21 protein-coding genes, 1 tRNA gene and 1 riboswitch are annotated in these 24,179 nt (G+C 53.2%); of the genes, 8 read left to right on the top strand and 14 right to left on the bottom strand.

Annotated elements, in window-relative coordinates; translation table 11 throughout:
- Window positions 1–362: 362 nt before the first annotated feature.
- Complete coding sequence (locus tag ACFOSD_RS12965; protein WP_380697194.1) at window positions 363–3,206, bottom strand: ribonucleoside-diphosphate reductase subunit alpha; 2,844 nt, start codon at window positions 3,204–3,206, stop codon at window positions 363–365.
- 105 nt (window positions 3,207–3,311) lie between these two features.
- A riboswitch (cobalamin riboswitch) is annotated at window positions 3,312–3,555 on the bottom strand.
- Window positions 3,556–3,856: 301 nt separating this feature from the next.
- Here ACFOSD_RS12965 and ACFOSD_RS12960 point away from each other — a divergent pair.
- From ACFOSD_RS12960 to ACFOSD_RS12950, 3 genes are read left to right on the top strand one after another with little or no spacing between them, the layout of a single operon-like run.
- Complete coding sequence (locus ACFOSD_RS12960) at window positions 3,857–4,453, top strand: sigma-70 family RNA polymerase sigma factor (protein ID WP_380697192.1); 597 nt, start codon at window positions 3,857–3,859, stop codon at window positions 4,451–4,453.
- Window positions 4,450–4,968: a sigma-E factor negative regulatory protein gene (locus ACFOSD_RS12955; protein ID WP_380697190.1), complete on the top strand. Its 519-nt coding sequence runs from the start codon at window positions 4,450–4,452 to the stop codon at window positions 4,966–4,968. The genes ACFOSD_RS12960 and ACFOSD_RS12955 overlap by 4 nt, the downstream gene beginning before the upstream one ends.
- Window positions 4,965–5,909 carry a MucB/RseB C-terminal domain-containing protein gene (locus tag ACFOSD_RS12950; RefSeq protein ID WP_380697188.1) on the top strand — a complete coding sequence of 315 codons (945 nt, stop codon included), beginning with the start codon at window positions 4,965–4,967 and terminating at the stop codon, window positions 5,907–5,909. The genes ACFOSD_RS12955 and ACFOSD_RS12950 overlap by 4 nt, the downstream gene beginning before the upstream one ends.
- Before the next feature lie 3 nt (window positions 5,910–5,912).
- On the opposite strand, the gene ACFOSD_RS12945 is transcribed toward ACFOSD_RS12950, so the two are convergent.
- Window positions 5,913–7,022 (bottom strand): tetratricopeptide repeat protein, encoded by a 1,110-nt coding sequence (locus ACFOSD_RS12945; RefSeq protein WP_380697186.1) that lies wholly within the window; start codon window positions 7,020–7,022, stop codon window positions 5,913–5,915.
- A 50-nt stretch (window positions 7,023–7,072) separates the two neighbouring features.
- A complete protein-coding gene (locus tag ACFOSD_RS12940) occupies window positions 7,073–8,038 on the bottom strand; it encodes a D-2-hydroxyacid dehydrogenase family protein (RefSeq protein WP_380697184.1) in 966 nt (321 codons plus the stop codon).
- A 163-nt stretch (window positions 8,039–8,201) separates the two neighbouring features.
- On the opposite strand from ACFOSD_RS12940, the gene ACFOSD_RS12935 reads away from it, so the two are divergent.
- On the top strand, window positions 8,202–9,086 hold the full coding sequence (locus ACFOSD_RS12935; RefSeq protein WP_380697182.1) for a DMT family transporter: 885 nt from the start codon (window positions 8,202–8,204) through the stop codon (window positions 9,084–9,086).
- On the opposite strand, the gene ACFOSD_RS12930 is transcribed toward ACFOSD_RS12935, so the two are convergent.
- A complete protein-coding gene (locus ACFOSD_RS12930; protein WP_380697180.1) occupies window positions 9,083–9,556 on the bottom strand; it encodes an Mpo1 family 2-hydroxy fatty acid dioxygenase in 474 nt (157 codons plus the stop codon). The two genes, ACFOSD_RS12935 and ACFOSD_RS12930, sit on opposite strands and share 4 nt — an antisense overlap.
- Before the next feature lie 58 nt (window positions 9,557–9,614).
- Entirely contained in the window at window positions 9,615–11,348 is a 1,734-nt protein-coding gene (locus ACFOSD_RS12925) for a GGDEF domain-containing protein (protein ID WP_380697178.1), read from the bottom strand.
- Window positions 11,349–11,667: 319 nt separating this feature from the next.
- On the opposite strand from ACFOSD_RS12925, the gene ACFOSD_RS12920 reads away from it, so the two are divergent.
- Window positions 11,668–11,754 (top strand) — tRNA-Leu (locus ACFOSD_RS12920).
- Window positions 11,755–11,811: 57 nt separating this feature from the next.
- Here ACFOSD_RS12920 and ACFOSD_RS12915 read toward each other — a convergent pair.
- Window positions 11,812–12,891, bottom strand: a complete 1,080-nt coding sequence (locus ACFOSD_RS12915) for a tartrate dehydrogenase (protein WP_380697176.1) — start codon at window positions 12,889–12,891, stop codon at window positions 11,812–11,814.
- 112 nt (window positions 12,892–13,003) lie between these two features.
- Here ACFOSD_RS12915 and ACFOSD_RS12910 point away from each other — a divergent pair, with 112 nt between their 5' ends.
- Window positions 13,004–13,939, top strand: a complete 936-nt coding sequence (locus ACFOSD_RS12910; protein ID WP_380697174.1) for a LysR family transcriptional regulator — start codon at window positions 13,004–13,006, stop codon at window positions 13,937–13,939.
- Window positions 13,940–14,021: 82 nt separating this feature from the next.
- On the top strand, window positions 14,022–15,902 hold the full coding sequence (locus ACFOSD_RS12905) for an alkaline phosphatase family protein (protein WP_380697172.1): 1,881 nt from the start codon (window positions 14,022–14,024) through the stop codon (window positions 15,900–15,902).
- Between the two features lie 20 nt (window positions 15,903–15,922).
- Here the strand turns inward: ACFOSD_RS12905 and mnhG are convergent, their stop codons facing one another.
- From mnhG to ACFOSD_RS12865, 8 genes are all read right to left on the bottom strand, one after another.
- The gene (gene mnhG / locus ACFOSD_RS12900) at window positions 15,923–16,327 is read right to left on the bottom strand and encodes a monovalent cation/H(+) antiporter subunit G (RefSeq protein WP_380697287.1); all 405 of its coding nucleotides are present in this window, start codon (window positions 16,325–16,327) and stop codon (window positions 15,923–15,925) included.
- Window positions 16,320–16,592 carry a monovalent cation/H+ antiporter complex subunit F gene (locus tag ACFOSD_RS12895; protein WP_380697285.1) on the bottom strand — a complete coding sequence of 91 codons (273 nt, stop codon included), beginning with the start codon at window positions 16,590–16,592 and terminating at the stop codon, window positions 16,320–16,322. The genes mnhG and ACFOSD_RS12895 overlap by 8 nt, the downstream gene beginning before the upstream one ends.
- Before the next feature lie 15 nt (window positions 16,593–16,607).
- Window positions 16,608–17,081 (bottom strand): Na+/H+ antiporter subunit E, encoded by a 474-nt coding sequence (locus ACFOSD_RS12890; protein WP_380697170.1) that lies wholly within the window; start codon window positions 17,079–17,081, stop codon window positions 16,608–16,610.
- Complete coding sequence (locus tag ACFOSD_RS12885) at window positions 17,078–18,586, bottom strand: Na+/H+ antiporter subunit D (protein WP_380697168.1); 1,509 nt, start codon at window positions 18,584–18,586, stop codon at window positions 17,078–17,080. The genes ACFOSD_RS12890 and ACFOSD_RS12885 overlap by 4 nt, the downstream gene beginning before the upstream one ends.
- Complete coding sequence (locus ACFOSD_RS12880) at window positions 18,583–18,930, bottom strand: Na+/H+ antiporter subunit C (protein ID WP_380697166.1); 348 nt, start codon at window positions 18,928–18,930, stop codon at window positions 18,583–18,585. Before ACFOSD_RS12880 ends, ACFOSD_RS12885 begins: the two co-directional genes overlap by 4 nt.
- A gap of 31 nt (window positions 18,931–18,961) precedes the next feature.
- Entirely contained in the window at window positions 18,962–19,414 is a 453-nt protein-coding gene (locus tag ACFOSD_RS12875; RefSeq protein WP_380697164.1) for a Na+/H+ antiporter subunit B, read from the bottom strand.
- Window positions 19,401–21,710, bottom strand: coding sequence for a putative monovalent cation/H+ antiporter subunit A (locus tag ACFOSD_RS12870; protein WP_380697162.1), 2,310 nt, complete (start codon window positions 21,708–21,710; stop codon window positions 19,401–19,403). The genes ACFOSD_RS12875 and ACFOSD_RS12870 overlap by 14 nt, the downstream gene beginning before the upstream one ends.
- A gap of 290 nt (window positions 21,711–22,000) precedes the next feature.
- Window positions 22,001–22,750, bottom strand: coding sequence for a ParA family protein (locus tag ACFOSD_RS12865; RefSeq protein ID WP_380697160.1), 750 nt, complete (start codon window positions 22,748–22,750; stop codon window positions 22,001–22,003).
- Between the two features lie 210 nt (window positions 22,751–22,960).
- On the opposite strand from ACFOSD_RS12865, the gene doeB2 reads away from it, so the two are divergent.
- Window positions 22,961–24,133: a N(2)-acetyl-L-2,4-diaminobutanoate deacetylase DoeB2 gene (gene doeB2 / locus ACFOSD_RS12860; protein ID WP_380697158.1), complete on the top strand. Its 1,173-nt coding sequence runs from the start codon at window positions 22,961–22,963 to the stop codon at window positions 24,131–24,133.
- The last annotated feature ends 46 nt before the right edge of the window (window positions 24,134–24,179 follow it).

The following is a 24,179-nucleotide window of genomic DNA, read 5'->3' as shown; positions in this document are numbered from 1 at the left end:
TACATCCCTGTAAGCTCGACAAGCGCATCCATGCGCTTGAACGCCCTGCGACTCAGACACGGTTCAGCAAACAACCTCATCTGCCCCCGAACATATGGGAGCCTGATTTAGTAATGAAGGCTATTCGAGGCTTTGCTCGCCTATAGCCGTGGTGGCGATCTGGTGTTCGAGCTTGGGGGAAGGGTGGAGCGGACGTGCAAGCGCAAGGATGCGCTTGACGAGCCCCCATGGACAAAAACGCCTGGAGCGTTTTTGCATGAACGAAGTGAACCCGACGGGTCAGGTGCATGGATGCACCTGATAATCGGTTTACGGCGTTCCGTGTAACCCTTCCCCCAAGCTCGAATACCTATGGCAATGATCTATTGGCAAGCCTCGCAATCCGGGTCGTCAATAGAGCAGGCGCTCGGTACGGGCGCTGCCACCGATGCGGTAACCTGTGGTGCTTGCTGCGTGGTTTGCACGGCATTCAGCTCGCCTTGCGCCACGGTGGATTTCTCCGCACTGGTCGCTCCCATCGCCCGTAGGTAATAGGTCGTTTTCAGACCCAGCAACCACGCCATTTTGTAGGTCACATCCAGCTTCTTGCCGTCGGCCTCAGCGATGTACAGGTTCAGCGACTGCGCCTGATCCAACCACTTCTGGCGGCGACTGCCCGCCTCAACCAACCAGCGAGGTGACATCTCAAAACTGGTCGCGAAACGTGCTTTCAGTTCAGCCGGAATACGGTCGATCTTCTGCACGCTGCCGTTGTAGTACTTCAGGTCGTTCACCATCACATCGTCCCACAGGCCTTCTGCCTTCAACGCATTGACCAACCACGGGTTGATCACCGTGAACTCACCGGACAGATTCGACTTCACATAAAGGTTTTGATAGGTCGGCTCTATAGATGCCGATACCCCGATGATGTTGGCGATGGTGGCCGTTGGCGCAATCGCCATCACGTTGGAATTGCGCATGCCTTGCTGTTTGATTTTCTCGCGCAGCGGTGCCCAATTCAGCGTTTGCGACGTGCTTTGCTTCAGGTAGTCATTGCCGCGTGCTGCGCCCAGCAACTGAATAGAATCGATAGGAAGAATACCCTGATCCCACAATGAACCCTTGTACGTCTCGTATTGGCCGCGCTCCGCTGCCAGGTCACTGGATGCTTCCAACGCGAAATAGCTGATCTGCTCCATCGTCTGGTCGGCGAAGTCCACAGCAGCATCCGAGCTGTAAGAAATACCGGCTTTGTACAGCGCATCCTGAAAGCCCATCAAACCTAACCCAACAGGGCGGTGACGGCTGTTCGAACGCTGCGCTTGCGGCACGGCGTAGTAGTTGATGTCGATGACGTTATCCAGCATGCGTACCGCCGTGCGGACGGTACGGCGAAGCTTCTCAGTATCCATGCTGCCATCGGCGTTGATGTGCTGCACCAGATTCACCGAACCCAAGTTGCAGACCGCAATTTCATCCGGGCTGGTGTTCAGTGTTATTTCTGTACACAGGTTTGAGCTGTGCACCACGCCGACATGCTGCTGCGGCGAACGCAGGTTGCAGGCGTCTTTGAAGGTGATCCAAGGGTGGCCTGTTTCAAACAGCATGCTCAGCATCTTGCGCCACATCACCTTGGCGGGCAGACGCTTGAACAGCTTCAGTTCGCCGCTGGCGGTTTGCCGCTCGTATTCTTCATAGCGGGTTTTGAACGCCAAACCGGTGAGGTCGTGCAAATCTGGCACGTCGCTGGGTGAGAACAGCGTCCAGTCTTTGTCTTCGAATACCCGCTCCATAAACAAATCGGGAATCCAATGCGCGGTATTCATGTCGTGCGCACGGCGGCGGTCGTCACCGGTGTTCTTGCGCAGTTCTAAGAACTCTTCAATATCGAGGTGCCAGGTTTCCAAGTACGCACAGACTGCGCCCTTGCGTTTGCCGCCTTGGTTCACAGCTACCGCCGTGTCATTCACCACTTTCAAGAAGGGCACAACACCTTGGCTTTCGCCGTTGGTGCCTTTGATGTGCGCGCCCAACGCCCGCACTGGCGTCCAGTCGTTGCCCAAACCGCCTGCCCATTTGCTGAGCAGCGCGTTGTCTTTGATGGCGCTGTAAATGCCTTCCAAGTCGTCAGGTACGGTGGTCAGGTAGCAGGAACTCAACTGCGGACGGCGTGTACCGGCGTTGAACAATGTCGGCGTGGACGTCATGTAGTCGAGGCGCGACAGCACTTCATAGAATTCTATGGCGCGCGCGTTGCGATCGTCTTCTTTAATGGCGAGGCCCATGGCAACGCGCATGTAGAAGATCTGCGGCAACTCGAAACGAATCTTGCCACTGTGAATGAAGTAGCGGTCGTACAGCGTTTGCAGGCCCAAGAATTGGAACTGGAAATCACGTTCGGGTATCAGAGCCGCGCCCAGTTTTTCTAGGTCAAATTCGGCCAGGTCAGGCGCCAGCAGCTCTAATTCGATGCCTTTGGCGATATAAGCGGGCAGGGCTTTGGCGTACAGAGTTTCCATGTCGCGGGCGCTGGCTTGTTCGGCAATGCCCAGAAAACCCAGTGCCTCGGCGCGGAGCTGTTCGAGCAAGAGGCGAGCACAGACTTGGCTGTAGTTGGGCTCTTTCTCTACATAGGCGCGGGCGGTCATGATGGCTGCGGGTACGATGTCTTTGTAGTCGACGCCTTGGTATAGGTTCTTCAAGGCTTCGCGCTCAATGCCTTCGGGGTCCACATCAGCAAGGCCACTGCAGGCTTCACGAATAAGACCACGGAACCACGACAAATCCAGCGGTTGCTGCTGGCCGTTGCGTGTTACCAACAGTGGCGTGCCCGCGTTCGCGTCTAGGCGGCCACCAGCGTGGTCACGACTTTGCGCGTGTTTTTCACGGTACAGCACATAGGCACGCGCCACGGTGTGCTCGCCCAAACGCATCAGGCTGAGTTCCACTTGGTCTTGAATATCTTCGATATGAACGGCGCCACCCGAGGGTAAGCGACGCTCGATGACCATAACCACGTCATCGACGATGCGTTGAATTTGTTCGCGCACACGGTTACTGCTCAGGCCATGTTCGCCTTCGGTGGCGATAAAGGCCTTGCTGACGGCAATGCGGATTTTGTCGGGATCAAACGGTACGCGATCGTTTTGGCGTTTGATGATGGAGTAACGACTATAAGCCGAAGTAGGCTCAGCCGTTGGGGCGTCTTGCATTTGCGTACTCATGTTCTGCTCCTTCGCGTTAGCTTTCGGGAACAGAAACAGGCATGAGCAGCCGTGGAGTGCGTTAAACGCACAAAGGCATTTCACCCTGACCTCTATTCGCGAAAGGTGGTGATGTATGCTCAGGCCGGTCTTCGGACTTGGGGGCACGATGCACAGAATTTGCCTATGTGCATCACCTTGGGCGACGGCTTCCCACTTCTACGTCTCTGTAAAAGCAGTGCTTTGCGATCATGTAATGAAACATGATCGGTCACCCTCGTTCCCCCTCACCGCTGCGCGTCAGTTCCGGAGTTTCACCGGATTCCCGCTTAGCACGTCAATGCAGTTATCCACAGTTCATTGTGTATAGGTTGTGCGTAACCTGTACACAGGCTGGGTACTACATATTGAGGTGAACCTGAGTTGAAAGCACTATATAGAGTGTTTTGCGGGGAGTAAAGTGCGGGGTGATGTAAACGTAAATGGGTTAGGCTTCGACGGTTCATGGGCTGCGTTGCTGGAACTTTTTGCGTTTACCGCTGTCTCAGGCTACAAGACCCAATAGAGAGCATGTTATGGTGAGCACCTTGGCGTTTGGCGTCGCGGATTCCGCCCCTCTAAGCTTGACGACGGCCCAACATAGATTGCCTCATGAACAGGAAACGCATCGGGTGACAGAACAAACCGATAAGGACTTAGATGCCATCTTGGTACGCCGAGTGCAGCGGGGCGATCGTCGTGCATACGATTTCTTAGTGGTGAAATACCAGCATAAGGTGGCGGCATTGATTCGTCGTTACGCGCGTGATCCGCAAGATGTTGCCGATCTGTCGCAGGATACGTTTGTGCGCGCTTATCAGGCACTTGGCTCATTTCGCGGCGACAGTGCCTTTTATTCCTGGCTCTATCGCATCGCCGTCAATACCGCTTTGAGTCATGTCGGTGGCAACAAAAAATCCTGGAATGAAAGTGAATTAGGGTACGACCAGCCGCTGCAAGATTTGGTCGATGGCCAGCAGAGCAGCCATGGACCGGAAGAAGAACAAGCCGCCAGCGAATTGCACACCATCGTGCGTGCCGCAATGGCGGAAATTCCGGCGGATATGGCACAAGCCTTACGCCATCGTGAATGGGATGGCATGAGTTATGAAGCCATTGCTGAGGCCATGCATGTACCCGTCGGCACCGTCAGATCACGCATTTTTAGAGCCCGCGAAGCGGTAGAGCAACGTATCCGCGCGTGGCAAGCCGGAGGGCAAGAACAATGAATAAAGAACCTAAGTTCGAACAACTATCGGCTTGGATGGATGATGAGCTGGATGAACTCCGGCTGCATCGCCTGTTGGAACAAGCCAAAACTGATCCGAGTGTACTCGAAGACTGGGCGCAGATGCACCAAAGCGCCGCGGCCCGCCGAGGCTTGCCGGTGGTCGATGTGCTGGCCAGAGTAAACGCCACGCTTGATCAACAAGAAGCTGATGAACAGGAAATGCGACGCCAGCGTCGGGTGCAATGGCAGTACGAACGCCGCGGCATGGTATGGGGTGCGTTAGCCGCCAGCGTGGTGCTTTCCGTGGTTACGGTGATTTGGCGGCCTGTTGGAACACCCGCGTCTACACCCGATACCGTAATAGCGTCTGTGGTAGACGCATCAGTTGACCCGCGTGTGGCAGCCCAATTGCACGCCTACTGGAACGTGCACGCGCAGTATGCCACCTATCAACCGGGGATGCGGTGGGAAGAAATGCCGTCCACCCTGCCCTCGAAAATGGATCAACTATGATGCGTCGAGTGCTTGGCTTTCTTCTCCTTGTTGGACTCAGTGCGGCCAGTGTCGGCCAGACCCGAATCACCGATGTGATGGCGTGGGCCGACGGTTGGCTGAACTCGACCCGCAGCCAAAACTATACCGGTGTGTTGAGCATCAGCGGCGACAGCGGCATGTACACCTATCGTTTATGGCATAAGTATACGGACGGACAGGAAGAAGAGCGGCTACGCCGTTTAGATGGGCCGCTGTTAGAGGTGGTGCGTGTCGGCGATAGCGTCACCTGTTTGCATGGACCAGGTGCCGATGTGCCTGCTGATCATGCTTTGCCGGCATCGCCCTTTGCCCAGTTATTGCATTTGGAATGGATGCGTGTGGCGGAACACTATGCCGTGTGGTCTGTGCGCACGGAGCGGGTTGCCGGACGCCCGGCGCAATTGTTTGAGTTACGGCCGCAGCACGATGCGGAGGTGTATCGGCATCGCCTATGGCTGGATGAGGAAACCGAGGTGCTACTGAAATATCAGATTATCGGTTTGGACGATGCGGTATTAAGTGAAGCACGTTTTACCGATATCGAATTCGGGATTGTTGAATTGCCGCCGCAATTTGGTTCGACGTTCCCAAATAGCTTTTGGCATCAGTATCGTCCACAGTCTATACAGTCTACCGTGGATGCCGCCCAGATATGGCAGGCCGGTTACATGCCAGAAGGCTTTACCTTGCGGGTGGAAGAAGCGCGTGGGGAGGGGTGGTATCAAATGTGGAGCGATGGCGTCGTGAAACTGTCAGTAATGGTTGACCCTATTATGAACAACATGCCCATGAACACCAGCGAACGGCGCGGCGCGAATGCACTGGTGGCACAAGTGCATGGCCCCTGGCAAGTGGTGTTGATTGGCGCAATACCTGAACGTACGGCGCAGCGCATTGCGACAGAGATTGAGTGGCGTTGAGCGTTAAAACCTTGGAATCATTTGGGTTAGGAATCGAGCGTTATAAGAGGTGCTGTATCTGGCAGCTTTCAAGTATTGACCTTGTGCCATGTAAGTCTCGGTAAGGGCTTTATCGATGAACAACAGCCAGAAATGCGTGTCCCTTGGGGCTTGAAGAAAGATATTTCGGGCTTCCAAATTCAACATTTGAGCTTGTTCCCATTCAGCCCTTTCCTTATGAACAGATGCTAGATAATGAAGATAAACGCCGCGTTCGGGGTCTAATGAGCCGTAATGATGTTCGCGCAACAGGGCTGCATGATGCCAATACTGGGCGGCTTCATCTAACATTGACCGTTGGCGATAATAATTCGCAAGGATCTGATAGGTTGCCTCAACTTCATCGGTTCTTAATGGAATATTATTTTCATAAGCCTCTATTGCACGTTCAAAGCTTTCAATGGCTTCATCATTTTCTTTTAAAGCCAGCAAATTCTGCCCGCGTAGAAAGTACATAAAGCGCACATTGGGATTATGCGGCCCGAGCTCGGCTAAAAAGTATGGAAACCATTCATTCAAGTGCTGAAGACTTAACTCATGCTCTTCCACGTCTCGTAAGCGTCGCGCTAGCGCGAGATACGCTTGCGCAGTTTCTAAATTGGGCTCAGTTTGGATTTTTTCGAGCCAGGTGATGGAAGCTTGATTGTATTGAACGGCAGACAGGGCATCGCCATGCTTATCTGCAGCTATGGCTTGTAAATAGGCGAATCTATAGGCATGGTGTTCTGATACAACAGTTCCATCAGGGTTCTCATTGGCTGCAATGCCTTGCTGTAAATATTGCTGCATTAAAGGCACGTTGTCCCAGTAGACAGCGATGCTCGCTTGCGTATCCAAAACGTCGAGTAAATGAATACGGTTGACATCCGGGTTGCGCTTTAGGGTGTCTAGGGCTCGATTAAAAACCTCATGAGCTTGTCTATAATCTTCATCATTCGCCAGAATCGTACCCTGTTCATAGAGCGCCTCGAATGAGTCATTGGCAGGCTGCGAGTAAACGGCGAGGGGGAAAATCGCGCACAATAAATGCACCAATAAACTACGCAAAATCCTTTCTCCTTCGCTGGTTTTCATCCTTCGTGGATGCCATCGCATGTTCACTGACACGCACTAAAAAAGCAATATCAATCCAGCGCCTCAGGGTTCAACACATGCGACCGCTCACCGGTGAAGAATTTCACTACATTGTCGAATGCGGTGCGGATATACAGGTCGTAACCGGCTTGCTCAACATAACCTAAATGCGGGGTGCACAGTACGTCTGTGCGCTGCAATAGCGGGTGGTTAGGGTCATAAATGGGTTCTTGCTCAAACACATCGAGCGCGGCAAATCCGGGCGTGCCCGCATCCAATGCTTTAATCAGTGCCTCGGGGGCAACCAACTCGGCTCGGCTGGTATTCACAAACATGGCACTGGTCTTCATGGTCAGTAAGTCATGCAGCGTTATATTGCCTTGTGTCGCTGGGACCAAGCGCTGATGTACGGTAAGAATGTCGGACGTGGCAAAAAATTCGGCCCGCGAGGTTGGCACGTCAAACCCCTGTTCACGGGCTTCCTGCTGGGCACGCGCGCTGCCCCATACTTGAACGTTCATCTCAAACGCTTGGGCATACCGGGCGATTCGTTTACCGATTTTCCCAAAGCCCAGTATACCCAACGATTGGCCCGCAACGGCGCGACCGATATTCACTTGCCAGTGCCCCTTAGCAATCGCATTCACCGCCGGAACCAACTGTCGTTGTGCCGCCATGATCAATAACCAGGTTAATTCCGCGGGCGCGATGGGCGAACCTACGCCTTCTACCACGGCAACACCGGCCGCTGTACAGGCATCAAGATCAATATGCGGCGCAATTTTGCCGGTTTGGCTGATCAGCTTCAGTTGGGGTGTCCGGCGCAAAAATGCGGTGTCAATGACGGTACGTTCGCGGATTAGTATCAGCGCTTCGGCAGTACTCAGGGTGACGTCGACATGCTCCGCTTTGGATAAGTCTCCGATGACCTCTGTGGAATATCCTTCGGTGGAAAACAAAAAGGGAAGTTGGCGGGTTGCCTGTTGGTAGTCGTCTGGAATAACCACATGCCGCATATCAATAATCCTTGCTGAACAGGAAACCCGATTATGCCTGTTCGATTTTAGAATGCTACCTACAGAATCGGGCACAATGCCGCCTAGGGAAAGGGCATGCGCGGTTTAGGGTATTCCGTTACAGTCTCTGCTCCACGTCACTTCCATCAGGTACTGCTGTTTTATGCTGTCTAACGCCATCAAAGCTGATCTTTATTTGTTGCTGGTTACCTTCATTGCAGCGCTTGGGTGGGTGCTGTCGCGGGAGGCATTGGCGGCCATGACGCCCTTATTTTTTATGGGGGTTCGTTTTACCGGCGCTGGTCTTATTTTGGCGCTTTTGGGCGGGAATGCATTAATGCGGCTTTCGCGGCAGGACTGGTATCGAGGACTCCTGACGGGCAGCGTTAATGCGCTTGCGATGGCGTGTTGGATTATAGGTTTGTCGCTGACTGAAAACCTCGGTATCGCCGCCTTCTTGAACAGCTTGGGCGTGGTGTTTATTCCCGTTGTTGCACGACTCTTTTTTCATGCGTCCATTACGGTCAGTACCTGGGTAGCGGTAGCCGTGGCGCTCATTGGCTTGGTGTTGCTACGGGTGGAAGGTGGGTTCGCATTAGCGCCCTCGGATGTGTTTTTTTTGTTGTCGGCGTTAATTTTCTCGGTGCAATTTAACTTGAACAGCCGGTTTGTAAAACGCATTCCGGCTTTGCCATTAACGGCTATACAGCTATTTGTGACCGGTGTTTTTTGCACATTGTTGTCTTGGTGGCTTGAACCCTCACCGACGAGAGTCGGTGGCAGCATTATCGCCATTGTCCTAACCAGCATCCTGTTCGCGACCTGCTTCCGCTTTTGGTTGCAGGTAAAGGCGCAGAGCTTGTCCACAGTCGGTCATGCGGCGGTGATTCTGACCTTGGAGCCGATATGGACCAGTTTGGTGGGTGTTTGGATCTACAGCGAAGGAATGAGCGCTCTGCAGGTCTTAGGTTGTATGTTCATATTCTGCGGGTTGTTAATCAGCCGTTGGCGGGTACTGTTTTGTCGGCCACTGCCCGTGACAGGCTAATATTTCCAACCTAACTTGCGAAACAAGAACGCCATGACCCACGCCGGGCCGATCATCAAAAACTGGATGTCTTTAAAGAACGATGGCCGCTTGCCTTCGATGTTGTGTCCGACAAATTGGAAGATCCATAACACCACGAATACGACCACAGCGGTGATCAACAAGCCCATCGTACCTATGGCGCTTTCTATGCCGTAGGCGATCAGATAGCACAGCACCGTGATGGCGACCATGCCTACGGTAAGCGGGATAGATAGGCGAACATAAAAACCAACAATAATAAGCAACGCCAGTGTCGACCAGTTCAGCCAGGCCAGTTCAGCCATAAAGGCCGGTGTCGGGATGGTCCATAGCAACGCAACAATGCTCCAGTAAATGCCCGGCACGGCAAACCAATGAATGAGTTTGTTGGTGGGGTTTTGGTGGCTGGTGCCGTATTCGGCCAGCCAGTTGCTAATGGTTCGGCTCATGCTGTTGGCTCTTATTGTTGGTTTTATGGGGCTTTGCGCGCTCACTTCTGACCGCAGGTTAACTCTGCCATTCCGCCCGCGCAATCCCTTCACCACGCATTTGTTTGGCCTGATGTTTTACTTTCGCAAGCGACGACGTTAACGCATCCAAATTTGCCGGCATGGGTTTTTGCACATTAATCACCCCAATGGACAGCGTAGGCAGGCTGAAAACCCGGTATTCACCGTGTCGATCAATGGCTTGATAGGGCTTGGGATCAAACCCGGCGTCGAGCACAATTCGGCGCACCGCTTCGCGGTAGAGTTGCTGTAGTAGGCGTAATTGTGGGAGCGGGTCGTTGTGGGTAGAGACCACCACGAAATCATCTCCGCCAATATGACCCAAGAACTGACCCCGGCCACGCAGACGTTCTTTCAACAACTGCGACAACTGCAGGATCAATTCGTCACCTAACGAATAACCGAAGGTATCGTTAAACGGCTTGAAGTGGTCAATGTCGACGTAGGCCAATAAAAACGGCTGTTGGTGTTTGATCAACTCAGCCAAATGCTCATTGGTGGGCACATTGCCTGGCATATGCGTTAACGGATTGGCGTGCCGTGCCGAACGCAGTTTGATGTCGGTCAGTTTGCGCAACAAGTCGCGCGTATTGCCTACACCCAAATATTGGCCGTCGTCATCTTGCACAATAAAATACTGCCGCGCCATTAAATCATCTTCGTTGGTGACCATTTGGCTCAGAGCGGACAAACCGGTGTGTCGGTTCACAATCAGCGCATGGGGTGCTAGAAATTTGAACACCGGCTTGTGCGAAAACAGTTCTCGGCCATAAGGCTTGGAAAACATTTCATAAATACGTGAGCGCTGGATAAACCCACTGGGTTTACCATTACTGACCACAGGGAAGGCATGTGCTTCGGGTTCACGTTCCAAGCGCAACCAGACTTCACCCAGTTCCGCATAAGGATCAACCGGGCGCACCCAATGGGCTAAGTCTTCCGCCAGGTGAAGGTCATGGATGGTGCGCTGCTGCGCCAATTGATACAACGGATGGCTGTTCTCCACCGGTTGTTCATCCGGGCGGGCCAATACATAGCCTTGTACGTATTGCACCCCGTAGTCCTGCAAGAGCTCTAATTCTTCTTCGGTCTCAACACCTTCGACAATCAACGTTGTACGCAGTTGATCGCATAAATGAATGATGGAACGAGCAAAGGCTTGCTTAACCGGATCGTATTTGATGCCTTGCACGAAGTGTTTATCCAATTTCACATAATCGGGCTGGATTTCAGACCACAAGCGCAGCCCGTTGTACCCGGCTCCGAGGTCGTCGATGGCGGTTTGAAACCCCATGCGGCGATAGTGTTCCAAGGCTTGCTTTAACACAACGTAGTCTTCGGTGAGGTACTTTTCGGTCAATTCGATCACGATGTGATCGGGCGTCAATCCTGTGCCACGCAACATTTCCAGTGTTCGGCCTTTGGGATAATGCTGATCCACGAAGGCATGCGGATTACTGTTCAAAAATAATTTGCCCTGAAAACCGCGCTCGGTGAAACGCCGCATGGACAGCGCACGACATTGCAACTCCATCTGCGGCAGCAGATCAAACTCTTCGGCATAGGCAAATAAATCCAGCGGAGATTCCCAGTCAGTACCCGCCGGGCCACGAGAAAGCCCTTCATAGCCCAGAATTTCGCCATGAATGACATCCACAATAGGTTGGAAAACGGAGCGGATGCCGCTGTCTATAATGCGTTCAATATCCGTTGCTGTGGGTTTAGCTGCCATCGTTTCCTTGGATCTCCTTTGTCGCGCAGGGTTGAACCATCTTTGTTGGTTGGACGACGAACGTCGTTCTTGCACCTGTTCATTGACGGTGATGAACGACGGTAGGGATGAACCGTGTCGCTCGTCGACAGTAACAAGATTTAGATTAGCGGCTAATGCGGCAGAGTGACAGTAGATTTTTGAATGCTTCATAGACAGCTGACTTATGTAGAAAGAGGCTCGCCACAACAGTAAAGAAAATTTGTTGCAGTGATATGGCAAAGGATGATGCAAAGTCATTGACACTAAAGGGTTTTCTTGTAAAATGCGCAGCCACAACGCCAGAGTGGTGAAATTGGTAGACACGACGGACTCAAAATCCGTTGCCCTTAAAAGCGTGCCGGTTCGAGTCCGGCCTCTGGTACCAAACACTGAAAAAACCCGACCGTAAAACGTCGGGTTTTTTTATGCCCAGCGATGTCTGTTAAACGGCGTTGGTAATGCTCTCCGCAATCGCCTTGCCTAACCCTTCGGTGTTTCCGCTCCCGCCCAAGTCCGGAGTTAAAACGGATTGATCGCCTTGCGCCAGCACATATTCAATGGCGTTCACGATGGCGTCCCCAGCGGCTTTATGGCCTAAGTGATCCAACATTAAAGCGCCCGACCAAATTTGGCCTATGGGGTTGGCAATGCCTTTTCCAGCAATGTCGGGTGCACTGCCATGTACCGGTTCGAACATGCTGGGGAAGTTACCTTCCGGGTTGATGTTGGCAGAGGGTGCTATGCCAATGGTGCCTGTGCAGGCCGGGCCGAGGTCAGACAAAATGTCGCCAAACAAGTTACTGGCGACGACAACGTCGAACCAATCAGGGTGCATCACAAATTGGGCGGTAAGAATGTCGATGTGAAAGGAATCTACCTGAACGTCGGGAAACTGTTGCCCCATGGCTTTTACGCGGTCATCCCAATACGGCATGGTGATGGCAATGCCGTTCGACTTGGTGGCCGAAGTGAGCTTCTTCCGCGGACGGCTCTGCGCCAGTTCAAAGGCGTACTTCAGCACGCGGTCTACGCCTATGCGGGTCATGACCGTTTCTTGAATCACCAGTTCCCGTTCGGTGCCTTCAAACATCTTGCCACCGACACTCGAGTACTCGCCCTCGGTGTTTTCACGGACGACAAAGAAGTCAATGTCACCTGGCTTTCGGTTGGCCAATGGGCTTGGCACACCGGGCATGAGTTTCACCGGACGCAAATTGATGTACTGATCAAAGGCGCGGCGGAATTGCAGAATAGACCCCCACAATGAAATATGATCGGGCACCGTGGCAGGCCAGCCGACCGCGCCATAGAAAATAGCATCGTGATAGCGCAATTGTTCGAACCAGTCATCGGGCATCATCTGACCATGCTTCAAGTAATAGTCGCAGTTAGCAAAGTCGAACGTTTCGGTGGTCAGAGCGATATCAAAGCGTTGGCAGGCGGCGGCCAAACAGCGTAAGCCTTCGGGCATAACTTCTTTACCAATCCCGTCGCCGGCAATGACCGCAATGTTGTGTGACATGGTGCTTCCTCTCTTTTTTATGGTCGTTATTGTTGGGAACAGTATAGCGATTGTGAAGGTGGCGATAATCCGACTAAACTGCAATCCATTGTTGCATCTTGGTAGATAATCCATGAGTCCGCTTGATGATTTGGCGTTTTTCCAGCAATTAGCCGCGACCGGAAGCCTCACCGATACCGCCCGCGAGCTGGGTGTTTCGCTGTCTACCGTCAGTAAAAGGTTGAAGCAACTTGAGGCGCGACTGGGTGTTGCCTTGGCACACCGCACAACGCGCAGCCTGACATTAACGGCCGAGGGTGAACTTTACCGGGCGCGCGGCGTTGCGATCTTGGAAGAGTTGAATGAATTAGAAGAGCATCTGGTGAGTCGGCAGGCTGTGCTCCAGGGGCGGTTGCGCATCAACGCCACATTCGGCTTCGGCCGCCATCATATTGCACCCATTTTGTCGCAGTTTTGCCGCCAACACCCCGCGTTACAGGGGCTATTGGAATTAACCAACTTCCCGGTCAGCTTGCATGACCAAGGCTTTGATTTGAGTATCCGAATTGGTGAACCGCCCGATTCGCGTTTAATTGCCCGGCGAATCCTCCCTAATCGGCGCGTGCTGTGTGCCTCTCCGAGTTATATACAGACGTCTGGTGTGCCGGAAACTCCGGCTGATCTGGCACGATTTTCCTGCTTATTGATTCGGGAAAATGAGGCCGACTATGCCGTGTGGCGCTTGGAGCATAGAACGGAAACCCGGCCCGTGGAGGCTATTAAGGTGTCTGGCGGGCTAGCCAGTAACGATGGCGATGTCATTAAACGCATGGCCCTTGATGGGCATGGCCTACTGTTCCGTTCTTGGTGGCATGTTCATGAGGATTTGGCGCGCGGTGATCTGGTTGAAGTCTTGCCCGAATGGCAGGGTTTGCGAGCGGACTTCTATGCCGTCTACCCACAGAGCCGGTACTTGCCAGTGCGTGTAAAGGCGTTCATGGACTATTTGACCGAATCGATGCAAGGCAGGATTCCCCCGCAAGAATCGACCGGACCCGTTAAGCTTTAGGGGCTGTTTTACTTAGCCTTGACTTGCCGTGCCGATCACCGCTCCTTACGATCAGGAGTGACATCTATGAGGGCTTGCTGTTTTGTCCGAAACCGATTTGCCTTACCTTATTGTTGGTCCCATCGTACGCCGTGTGACGGCGGAAAACCTTGTGTTGTGGTCGGTCACTACGCAACCACCACAAGGGCAACTCGTTATTGAACGCGCAGATCAAACGCGCCAGAACGTGGATGTGGAGACCACGGCGGCGTCTGTTCAGGTCGGTGATCGGGCTTGGATTGTATTGTTGTCCATTGCCCTGAATACACCCCTAAAGCATGGTGAGCGGCTGACCTACGATTGGCTCCAACATCAGCAGACGGTGTTGCCGTCCCACTTATCGTACCAGCCCAAGTCTCGCCCCTCATTGATCTTTCATCAGCAGTTGGGTTCGGTGCTGCACGGCTCCTGTCGGAAGCCGCATGCGCCGGGTGATGACGCGTTAGTCGGGGTTGACCGCCTTGTCGAGGAAGCCGAAACGACCGGGGCAGAGCGCCCCTCCATGTTGATTATGACCGGTGACCAAGTCTATGCCGACGATGTGGCTGGGCCTATGCTGCGTGCTATCCACGATGTGTGTGCGTTGTTGAAATTGTGGCCTGAATCCTGGTCGGGGGCGTCGATTAATAACAGTGTTGAGCTGCATCAGTCGTCTGCGTCGTACTACCGTCGGGAAAGCCTACTGCCGAAACAAGATTCCACGTTATATCGCCGGTTTTTTGCTGGGGGTCATAAGCCCATTTTTACCTCGGTATACGCCAAAAACCACCTGATCAGCTTGTCCGAAGTGGTAGCGATGTATTGTTTGGTGTGGTCTAGCCGTCTTTGGCCGTTGGTGAATTTAGAAGAGCCGGCTGGTCTGACGGCCGAAGAACAGCAACGGTATCAACACGAACGAACTCAACTTGCCTCGTTCCAGTCCGCTCTGCCGGCGGTTGAACGTGCTATGGCACATCTGCCGGTCTACATGATGTTTGATGACCACGATGTGACGGACGACTGGAACTTATCGCGCGCTTGGGAAGAAGCGGCCTACGGCCACCCCTTTTCTCGACGCATCATTGGTAATGCTTTGGTCGGATACGCCTTATGTCAGGGGTGGGGAAATGATCCGAAGGCTATAACGCCATTGATTAATGCCCACATCCGACCCTGTATTACACCAGACCCGGATGACTGCGCCGTGCATGATGGCATGATTGACGCCACGCTCCACTGGTCGCAATGGAGCTACAGTGTGCCTTCATCGCCCCCCGTGGTGGTTCTGGACACGCGCACCCAGCGTTGGCGCTCGGAGAAGAGCGCGCATAAACCCTCCGGTCTTATGGACTGGGAAGCATTAACCGAAACCCAGCAGTTATTGCTGGGTCATGCTGCCGTGTTGATGGTCTCGCCCGCGCCCATCTTTGGGGTCAAAGTCATAGAAGTGGTGCAGCGGGTGTTTACCTGGTTAGGGCTGGCCTTAATGGTGGATGCCGAAAACTGGATGGCACACCGTGGTGCTGCACAAGTAATGCTGAATATTTTTCAGCACGCGCGCACGCCCAAATCGTTCACGGTGTTAAGTGGCGATGTGCATTATTCCTTCGTTTACGATGTGCGTATTCGCCACAGCAAAAGCAGTCCAAAGATCACGCAAGTAACGGCCAGTGGTTTAAAAAATGCCTTCCCAGAACCTCTGATCGGGCGCTTTGATCGCCTGAATCATTTTTTATATGGTAGGGGTTCACCGCTGAACTTGCTGACCAAACGCCGCCGAATGCGCATTAGGCCCCGGCATCCTAGCTCGGGCAAGCGTTATGAACTGCATAATCAACATGCACTGGGCGTTGTGAAACTGAATGAACAGGGTGAACCAACCTATATTGGTTTGTATCACCCGGATCAATCGCAGACAGTCTTTGTGTCCACGATTGACGATTGAATGACGAGACGTTGCCTTTCTCAGGAGGTTTTGTTGGTTTTTTCGTCTTCTTCTTGTTCATCCATACCCTCAAAGCCACTGCGCAGGTAGTGGGTTTCAGGGTCATAATTTTCTTTCAACCTGTCCTTAATGGTGCCCTCCCAAAGAGGCACCCCAACAAAATACCCCGCGCGCCCAATGACATGGCCTGCTACGGGGGACGTGAGCAGAATAAAACCGATAATGGCAATGACGCGCGCGGTCACGGCCACTTCGGCAAAATACACCGCCAAAGCCACCATGATCAAACTGGTGCCCAGGGCGCCCGCCTTTGTGGTGGCGTGCATGCGGGTCGGCAAGTCCGGGAAGCGGAGCAAGCCGATGGACGCCAGCAACATGAACAGAGCACCGGCCAGTAACAGGATATAAATGATCGCATTAATCATCACGCGGGCCTCCACGTTCCAGGAATCGGGCGAATCCAATGGCGCCCAAGAAAGCCGTTAGGGCCAGAACGATGGCGATGTCCAAATAAGCGGTCACGCCGCTGTCGATGGCATGTACGCCGACAATACCCGTCACGATAGCGGTAATCAGCTCCAGTGCCACCACACGGTCAGGCAGAGAAGGGCCTTTTGCTAATCGAATAAACGAAAATAATAGAGCTAGGGTCAGCAACAGGTAGATCGAATTAATGATCAGTGGACTCAACACAGGGCGAGCTCCTTAACGCATGATGTCTAAAATTCGGCGCTCTATCTCACGCAATTCTTCGCGCAGGCTTTTTTCGTCCTGCGCAAACATGGCATGAATGTATAACACGCGCCGGTCGTTGGAAACGTCCAAACTTAGGGTGCCGGGGGTCAAGGAAATGAAGTTCGCCACCATGGTGATTTCTAAATCCGTTTTCGCTTCCAGTGGAAAGGCAATAACCCCAGGCTGCATGTACAGCGGGGGTGTTACGATATCAAAGGCTACCTTTAAATTGGCACTGATCAGCTCTTTCACGAAAAAGCATAGGAACAGAATAAACCGTGGAATTCGTTTTGAGTACCCGCCCAGAATCTTCACTTGCCCTTGCATCAGGGCAATGGCGGCATAGCCCAATGTAAAGCCGAACACAAAGTTCCACGCCGTGAAGCTGCCGGACAGAGCTATCCACGCCAACGCCAATAAAATATTAAAGAAGAAGGCAATCATGGGCGTTCTCCCAGCACGGCTTCAATGTAGCCCATCGGGTTCAACAATTGGTCGGCCGACGCGATGGCTAATTCATAGATCGGCTGGCCGTTCAGGCCGATAAAGAGCGTACAGACGGCCAAACCGATGATGGGCACCAACATTAACCACAATCCTGAATCTGTGGTTTTTCCAGTGAGTTTATCGGTGTTGACGCCTTCAGGTGTGGCTTTCCAAAACACTTCAGCCCAGATTTTGATCATCGAGTACAGTGTCAGCAAGCCCACAAACAACGCGACGGCCGTGACCACCCACGAGCCCGCTTCGACACCGGCACGAATCACAATAAATTTAGCGAAGAACCCCGACAACGGCGGTAAACCGGCGAGTGAAAGCGCTGGCACCAGGAACAATAGAGCGATCATCGGGCGCTCGCGGTAGACGCCACCGAGCTTTTTCAAGTCATAGCTGCCCAATAAGCGATAGACCAAGCCACTGACCAGGAACAGGTTCGTTTTAACAATGATGTGGTGCATGATGTAAAACACCCCGCCAACGAGGGCGAGCGGGGTAAACAGCGCCAGCCCTAACATCATGTAACCGATCTGACTGACAATGTGAAAGGACAGGATACGGCGGAACTCAAACTGCGCGGCCGCCCCGAGCACCCCGGTTACCATCGTCAAAGCTGCGGCCCACAGCAGAATATTATGGGTGAACTCAACGTCACCGATGAAGATTAGGGTGAACACACGATAGAGCGCATAAACCCCGACCTTGGTCAGCAACCCAGCAAACAGCGCCGATACCGCGACCAAGGGCGTATGGTAGGAGGCAGGAAGCCAGAAAAACAACGGAAACGCGGCGGCTTTAATGCCAAACGACACCATGAACATCATGGCCAACACGTTCACAATGCCCTGATGCTCAACCTGACTGAGTTTATAGCCGATGTCGGCCATATTCAGTGTGCCCACGGTGCCATACAACAAGCCCACGGCGGATAGGAAAACCGCCGACGAGAAAAGGTTCAGCGTCACGTATTTGATTGCGCCTTCCATTTGTGCCCGCTCACCGCCGAGGGTCAGCAGGGCAAAAGACGCCAGCAACATGACTTCGAACCACACGAACAGGTTGAAAATGTCACCGGTTAAAAACGAGCCCGCAACCCCGGCCAGCAACAAGTGCATCAGCGGGTAATAGCCGAATTTCTCATGGCGTTCGGGTGTGCTGGCTAACGAATATAGGGCAATGGACACGGCAATAATACCCGTCAACACCACCATGATGGCGCTGAGCAGATCTGCCACGATGGTGATCCCAAAGGGCGCCACCCAGTTGCCCATGTGCATCACGACATAACCTTCCGCGCGCGTGGTGTTAAGCAGCCAGATACTGGCCAGCAATAACGCCCCTGTACCGATCACGGCAATCACCCGCTGTGCCTTGGTGGAGCGCCAGCACATCACCGACAGCGCGGCGGCCAGCAAAGGAATCAGGATGGGTAATACAACTTCTGGGCTCAAGTGTCAGTATCCTTCATCTGGTCAAGGTCATCCGTACCTACAACTTCATAGGCCCGGTGAATCAGGACAACGGAAAACGCCAGCACCCCAAACGAGATGACAATGGCGGTCAAAATCAATGCTTGCGGTAAAGGATCGGCCACGATGCCAGAGGGCGCATACAGCCCTTCGGGAATCAATGGCGGTGCACCGCGCGTCATACCCGCGACGGTAAAAATCAGCAGATTAGCGGCATTGCTCAGGATGATGAGGCCAATCACCAGTTTAACGATGGAGCGTCGCAGCATCATATAGATGGCGCATGCAAACAGAACGCCGATGACCACGGCCATTAGGGTTTCCATTATCGGCTCTCCCCGTTGTTTCTTCTATTGTTCATGAATGTTCAGCCTCCGCCAGCGATACCACAATGGTCAAAATGGTCCCGATAACCGCAAAGTACACGCCAATATCAAACAATAAGACGGTTGAGAGTTTAACCAGAGTGTCAGGCCCTAAATAAAACTCCCACCATAAGGCGGTAAAAAAGGCTTCGCCGAGGAGCAGGCCGGGGATAACCGCTAAAACGCCCAGCAACAAACCGAAACCCAGTAGATCATGCGGATCAACGCGCATGAGCCGTCGAGTTGCTTCCACACCGTGTGCAAAGAGGTACAGCACGATGGCACTGGCCGCCACCAGACCGCCTATAAAGCCGCCACCCGGCTCATCATGGCCGCGCAGAAGTAAGAAAATCGATAGCAATAACTGCATGGGCAGAATAATCAGTGCCGCCGTGTGCAGAATCACCGTGTTGTCTTTCAGTGTTTTAGGGCTATTTGGCTTCATCGTTAGCCTCCGCACGCAGTTTCAACATGGAAAATACGCCCATTGCAGCGATGGCTAACACGAAGATTTCCCCCAAGGTATCCAGCGCCCGATAGTCCACCAAGATTACGTTCACCACGTTGCGACCTTTCGCCACGGGATAGCTGGTATCGAGGTAGTAACCCGAGATGGTTTCAAACAATTGTACGTCTATGGTTGCCATCACCAAGAACATCATCAGTAGACCCATGGCAACCGCTACCGAACCATCGCGCCACACTTCGTAGCGGGTAGAATAGCGTTTGAACCCGGGCAGCTTAAACAGCACCAGCACCAGCAAAATCACGGTTAAGGTTTCCACCAACACTTGCGTGATTCCTAGGTCGGGTGCACTGAACAGAATGAATGTCAGCGATACCATGAAACCCATTACCCCGAGCGTCGCCACGGAACCGAGACGAGAGCGCGTAAACACCGCAAAGACGGCGGCAATGATCAATACCGCGACCAGCGTCCATTCAAAAAATTGCACCTCGGCCGTGCGCAGTGTAAAGGAAAGACCGACTTGCGTTACTAGCGGATAACCCGTCAATACCACCAATACCATGATCAAGACGATCATGTACTTGCCCAACACACCGTTTTGCAACACCCGCGTTTGCCAAGCGGCAAAACCGGTGACTCCGTCCATAAATTTAAAGTAGCCCGCTTCCGGCCCCACACGCGCCAAACGATCATTGAAGGCCATGACGCCACCGCGATTGCGCTGCCACACGGAAAACAGTGCTAAACCTCCGGCTAGGCTCAAAGCAGAGAGGCCCAACGGTAGGTTAATCCCATGCCATAACGCTAATCGGTAGTCGATTGGGGTTGGGCTGACGGACTGCACAGCCGCCATCACGAGCCAGTCACTGGCCAGAAATGGCATCAAGCCAAACAGCAACGAAACGAACGTTAAAGCAATAGGGCCAGCCAACATCCCTATGGGTGCTTCGTGCGGATGTTTGGGTGTTTCTTGCAACGTGCCAAAGAATGGCTTAATCGCGATAACCAACGCGATGGCGGTCACCATCATCGCGGATAAAATTGCCAAGCCCAGCAGCATAATGTGCAGCATGGAGGCGGACAATACGGCTTCAAACATCAATTCCTTGCCAACAAAGCCGAATAAAGGGGGTAATCCCGCCAGCGACAAGGCGGCCAAAGCCGCTACGGTGGCGGTCACAGGCATGAGTTTGCGCAGACCGCCCAGCTTGGTGAGGTCTTTGGTGCCGGTTTCATGGTCCAGAATACCGGCGATCATGAACAGTGCGCCTTTGTACAGCGAGTGTCCGAGTAGAAAGGCGGCAAAGGCGATCATGGCATAGCGCGTACCAATACCTATCAGCATGGTCAGGGTGCCCAAGGCCATTACGGTTGAGTACGCCAGCACCTTCTTCACACCGGTGGCACCATAGGCCAAGTAAGCACCCACAAACATGGTAATGGCACCGAAGAAGGACAACATGAAGGTCCACAGTTCGTGTTCACCCAATACCGGGTTAAGACGAGCCATTAAGTACACACCGGCCTTGACCATGGTGGCCGAATGCAGATACGCGGAAACAGGCGTAGGAGCTGCCATGGCGTTGGGCAGCCAGAAGTGAAACGGGAATTGTGCGGATTTGGTGAAGGTACCCCCCAGAATACACAGAATCATGCCGACCGTGAGGCTGCTGGTCAGAATGCTGTCGCTCGACGCCATCAATTCTGAAATCTGATAGGTGCCGCCCAAGGTGCCCAGCATGATCAGGCCCGCCATCAAAGCCAGTCCGCCACCCACGGTCACAAACAAACCTTGCAAGGCCGACTTGCGCGCGTCGGCATCTTCGTGATTAAAGCCGATCAGCATGTATGAGGTAATGCTGGTGAGTTCCCAGAACACAAAGAGCGAGATCAAATTGTCCGACAGTACCACGCCCAGCATCGACGCCATAAACGACAACATGATCACGTAAAAACGGCCCAGATCCTTATGCCCCTGCAAGTAACTGCCAGCATAGATCAGAATGAACGTACCGATAAAACTGATAAGCAGGGCAAACATCAACGACAAGCCGTCGAGCAGGAAGCTGAGATTGATGTCAATGCCGGGGAACCACGCCCATTCTTGGGTAATGATTGCGCCCGCGCTGATGGCGGGAATAAAAGAAGCGAAATAGAGCGTTAGCCCTGCTGGTAACAAAGCCAATAACCAACCAATACGGTCTTTGCTTAGAGACCGAAGCATGGGTACGAGCGCAGCCAGTACGAAGCCCGATAGAACGGCGAATAACATGGTGTCAGGTAGCTCCATTCAATGGTTGTAGGCTATAGGAAGTACGTCAAAACCTCTTGTTCTCAATCTGGCGTTGTTAACAATGGCCAGATGTTCGCCGCTGAAGTTTTACGATACGCCCAATTGTTCAATTGGCCTTACATACGGAGAAATAAAACGTCGACGAAACCAACGATTCGGCAAAGCTGATCAGAGAATAGCGGAGGAAAATCCGCCACGCAAGAATATCCGGTTCGGAAGAATCTGTGTAGGGCGTCGAAAAAAGTGGCCAATTTCAAGAGCTTAGTGACCTACTTAGCTGGTATTTCCGCCTCTGCTAACACTTGCTGCCAGAGCGCTTCAAACGCCTTCGCGGCTATGCGTCGACCGCCGTATGTGCCAACGGGAGCGCGCTGAATCCCCATGCGCTCAACGTCAGCACTGTAGGGTATACGCGCGTCCAGGATGTAAGGGTATTGTGCGCTAAACGTGGCCATTACTTCTTTTTGTAAGGACTTTCTGCCTTCCACCATGCTGAAAAAAGGCAGCAATTTCTTTTCCTTTACACCCACGTCCGCCATGCGTAAACGCAATTGCTCATAGGTTCTTGCGGAAAGGGTAGTGGGTTGGACGGGTACGACAATGCGGTGCGCTGCGCGAAAAATCTGTTCTGAAAGCCGGTTGAAGGTAGGTGGACAGTCCACAATCACCAATTGATAACGCTTTTTTAGAGCGCGGAGTTCGCGTCTGAGTGCGGTATCGTCTTCGCCGTCCAGTACGAGGTCGAGATCTCGAAACGAATCGTGTGCGGCCACAATATCCAGCCAGTCGTAGTCAGTGCTCAGTACATGGTCAGTAAGTGCAGACTTACCTTTCAGCCAGCGTTTCGCTTCCAATGATCCTTCGGCGTCTTGGCGCAAATAAAAGGAGCTGGCACCTTGCGGATCAAGGTCAAGGAGCAATGTGCTGATGCCGGAGCGATGTGCTAACCAAGCTAAATTAACCGCTGTGGTCGTTTTTCCTACGCCACCTTTAATGCTGTAACTGGCCAGTATTTTCACTGCATGCCCTCAAATGGATACGTTTTCAGCCTAGCATGAAGTGTTAAGGTAAATATGACGAAACGATGACAAAGCCCGCTTTTGACAAAATGTTTGCACACCCTTTTTCACGTAAATGTCCCGTAAGAATCCCTCAGCTGTCCATGAAATACGCAGTCATCTGCTAGGGTTATACGCTAAATCTTCATTTTAACGGGAGGTAATGCCCTCGTGACACCTGTGTGGGATGACGTGATCACCGCCGCCATTGCCTTTCGGCGGACGCTACATCAACACCCTGAACTCAGTTGGCAAGAAACAGAAACGGCGCATCGGATACGTTCGGCACTCACGGCGTTATCCATTGCGTGGCGTCCTTGTGCCGACACCGGCACGGTAGCAACCCTAGCGGCGCAAGCGACTGGCAAACACATCGCGCTGCGCGCTGATATTGATGCTTTGCCTGTCCAAGAGCGCACCGATAAAGCGTGGTCGTCAACCTCGGACGGCTGCATGCACGCCTGCGGTCATGATGGTCACACGGCGACCTTGATGGCAACCGCCCAATGGTTAAAAGCCCATGAAGACGAATTGCCGGGTCCAGTTACGTTAATTTTTCAGCCTGCGGAAGAGGGCGGCCATGGCGCAAAACGCATGATTGAAGACGGTGCCTTGCGAGGGGTCGATGAAATCTACGGCTGGCACAACTGGCCTGCTATTCCCCTGGGACAGGCCGTCTGCCCGAACGGCACGGTCATGGCCGGAAATGGCACCTTTGAAATTGAAGTGCAGGGTCAAGGTGGGCATGCCAGTCAACCAGAGTTGTGCCGCGACCCCGTACTGGGTGCTGCCGCCATTGTGGTCGCGTTACAGCAGGTGGTGGCACGCCGTTTGCCGCCGCAGGATGCGACTGTGCTCAGCGTCACTTCCATAGATGCCCCCAGTTCGGCGACCGTGATACCGGAGACCGCACATATTGGCGGTAGCTTTCGCATTGCACAAACCCACACCCGGGAGCGGTTGGAGCAATTGATACAGGATGTCGCCACCGCCACCGCCGCTGCACATGATGTAACCTGCACCGTAAAGGTGTATCCGCGCTACGGCGCGACAGTCAATCACCCGCAGCCGGCGGCAAAGTTCCGAGCTGCGTTACAAGAAGAACTGGGTGCCCATGGTCTGAGCCAAAGTACGCCCATCCCCATCATGGCCTCGGAAGACTTCAGCTACTACCTGCAGGAGATTCCCGGTGCCTTTTCATTGATAGGTTCAGACGATGGCTTGCATGAACATCAGCGGCCATGTCACAGTCCAGAATACGATTTTAACGACGCACTCATCGCCAAGGTGACGCGGCTTTACTCTCGCTTGGTGGGGGCGCCCCTGCCCAGCGAATCGAACTGATCACATATTCTTCGGTGATCGGTATCGCTTATGGCATTCAGGCTCG

The organism is Salinispirillum marinum (assembly GCF_042650105.1).
In the GTDB taxonomy this organism is placed as follows: domain Bacteria; phylum Pseudomonadota; class Gammaproteobacteria; order Pseudomonadales; family Natronospirillaceae; genus Salinispirillum; species Salinispirillum marinum.
This window is presented reverse-complemented; position numbering and strand designations above follow the sequence as displayed.

Excerpts from the sequence above, each read along its gene's own strand:
- ACFOSD_RS12965 (WP_380697194.1), bottom strand. The coding sequence starts at position 3,206 with ATGAGTACGCAAATGCAAGACGCCCCAACGGCTGAGCCTACTTCGGCT.
- ACFOSD_RS12955 (WP_380697190.1), top strand. The coding sequence starts at position 4,450 with ATGAATAAAGAACCTAAGTTCGAACAACTATCGGCTTGGATGGATGAT.
- ACFOSD_RS12950 (WP_380697188.1), top strand. The coding sequence starts at position 4,965 with ATGATGCGTCGAGTGCTTGGCTTTCTTCTCCTTGTTGGACTCAGTGCG.
- ACFOSD_RS12945 (WP_380697186.1), bottom strand. The coding sequence starts at position 7,022 with ATGAAAACCAGCGAAGGAGAAAGGATTTTGCGTAGTTTATTGGTGCAT.
- ACFOSD_RS12940 (WP_380697184.1), bottom strand. The coding sequence starts at position 8,038 with ATGCGGCATGTGGTTATTCCAGACGACTACCAACAGGCAACCCGCCAA.
- ACFOSD_RS12935 (WP_380697182.1), top strand. The coding sequence starts at position 8,202 with ATGCTGTCTAACGCCATCAAAGCTGATCTTTATTTGTTGCTGGTTACC.
- ACFOSD_RS12930 (WP_380697180.1), bottom strand. The coding sequence starts at position 9,556 with ATGAGCCGAACCATTAGCAACTGGCTGGCCGAATACGGCACCAGCCAC.
- ACFOSD_RS12925 (WP_380697178.1), bottom strand. The coding sequence starts at position 11,348 with ATGGCAGCTAAACCCACAGCAACGGATATTGAACGCATTATAGACAGC.
- ACFOSD_RS12915 (WP_380697176.1), bottom strand. The coding sequence starts at position 12,891 with ATGTCACACAACATTGCGGTCATTGCCGGCGACGGGATTGGTAAAGAA.
- ACFOSD_RS12910 (WP_380697174.1), top strand. The coding sequence starts at position 13,004 with ATGAGTCCGCTTGATGATTTGGCGTTTTTCCAGCAATTAGCCGCGACC.
- mnhG (WP_380697287.1), bottom strand. The coding sequence starts at position 16,327 with ATGATTAATGCGATCATTTATATCCTGTTACTGGCCGGTGCTCTGTTC.
- ACFOSD_RS12890 (WP_380697170.1), bottom strand. The coding sequence starts at position 17,081 with ATGATTGCCTTCTTCTTTAATATTTTATTGGCGTTGGCGTGGATAGCT.
- ACFOSD_RS12880 (WP_380697166.1), bottom strand. The coding sequence starts at position 18,930 with ATGGAAACCCTAATGGCCGTGGTCATCGGCGTTCTGTTTGCATGCGCC.
- ACFOSD_RS12875 (WP_380697164.1), bottom strand. The coding sequence starts at position 19,414 with ATGAAGCCAAATAGCCCTAAAACACTGAAAGACAACACGGTGATTCTG.
- ACFOSD_RS12870 (WP_380697162.1), bottom strand. The coding sequence starts at position 21,710 with ATGTTATTCGCCGTTCTATCGGGCTTCGTACTGGCTGCGCTCGTACCC.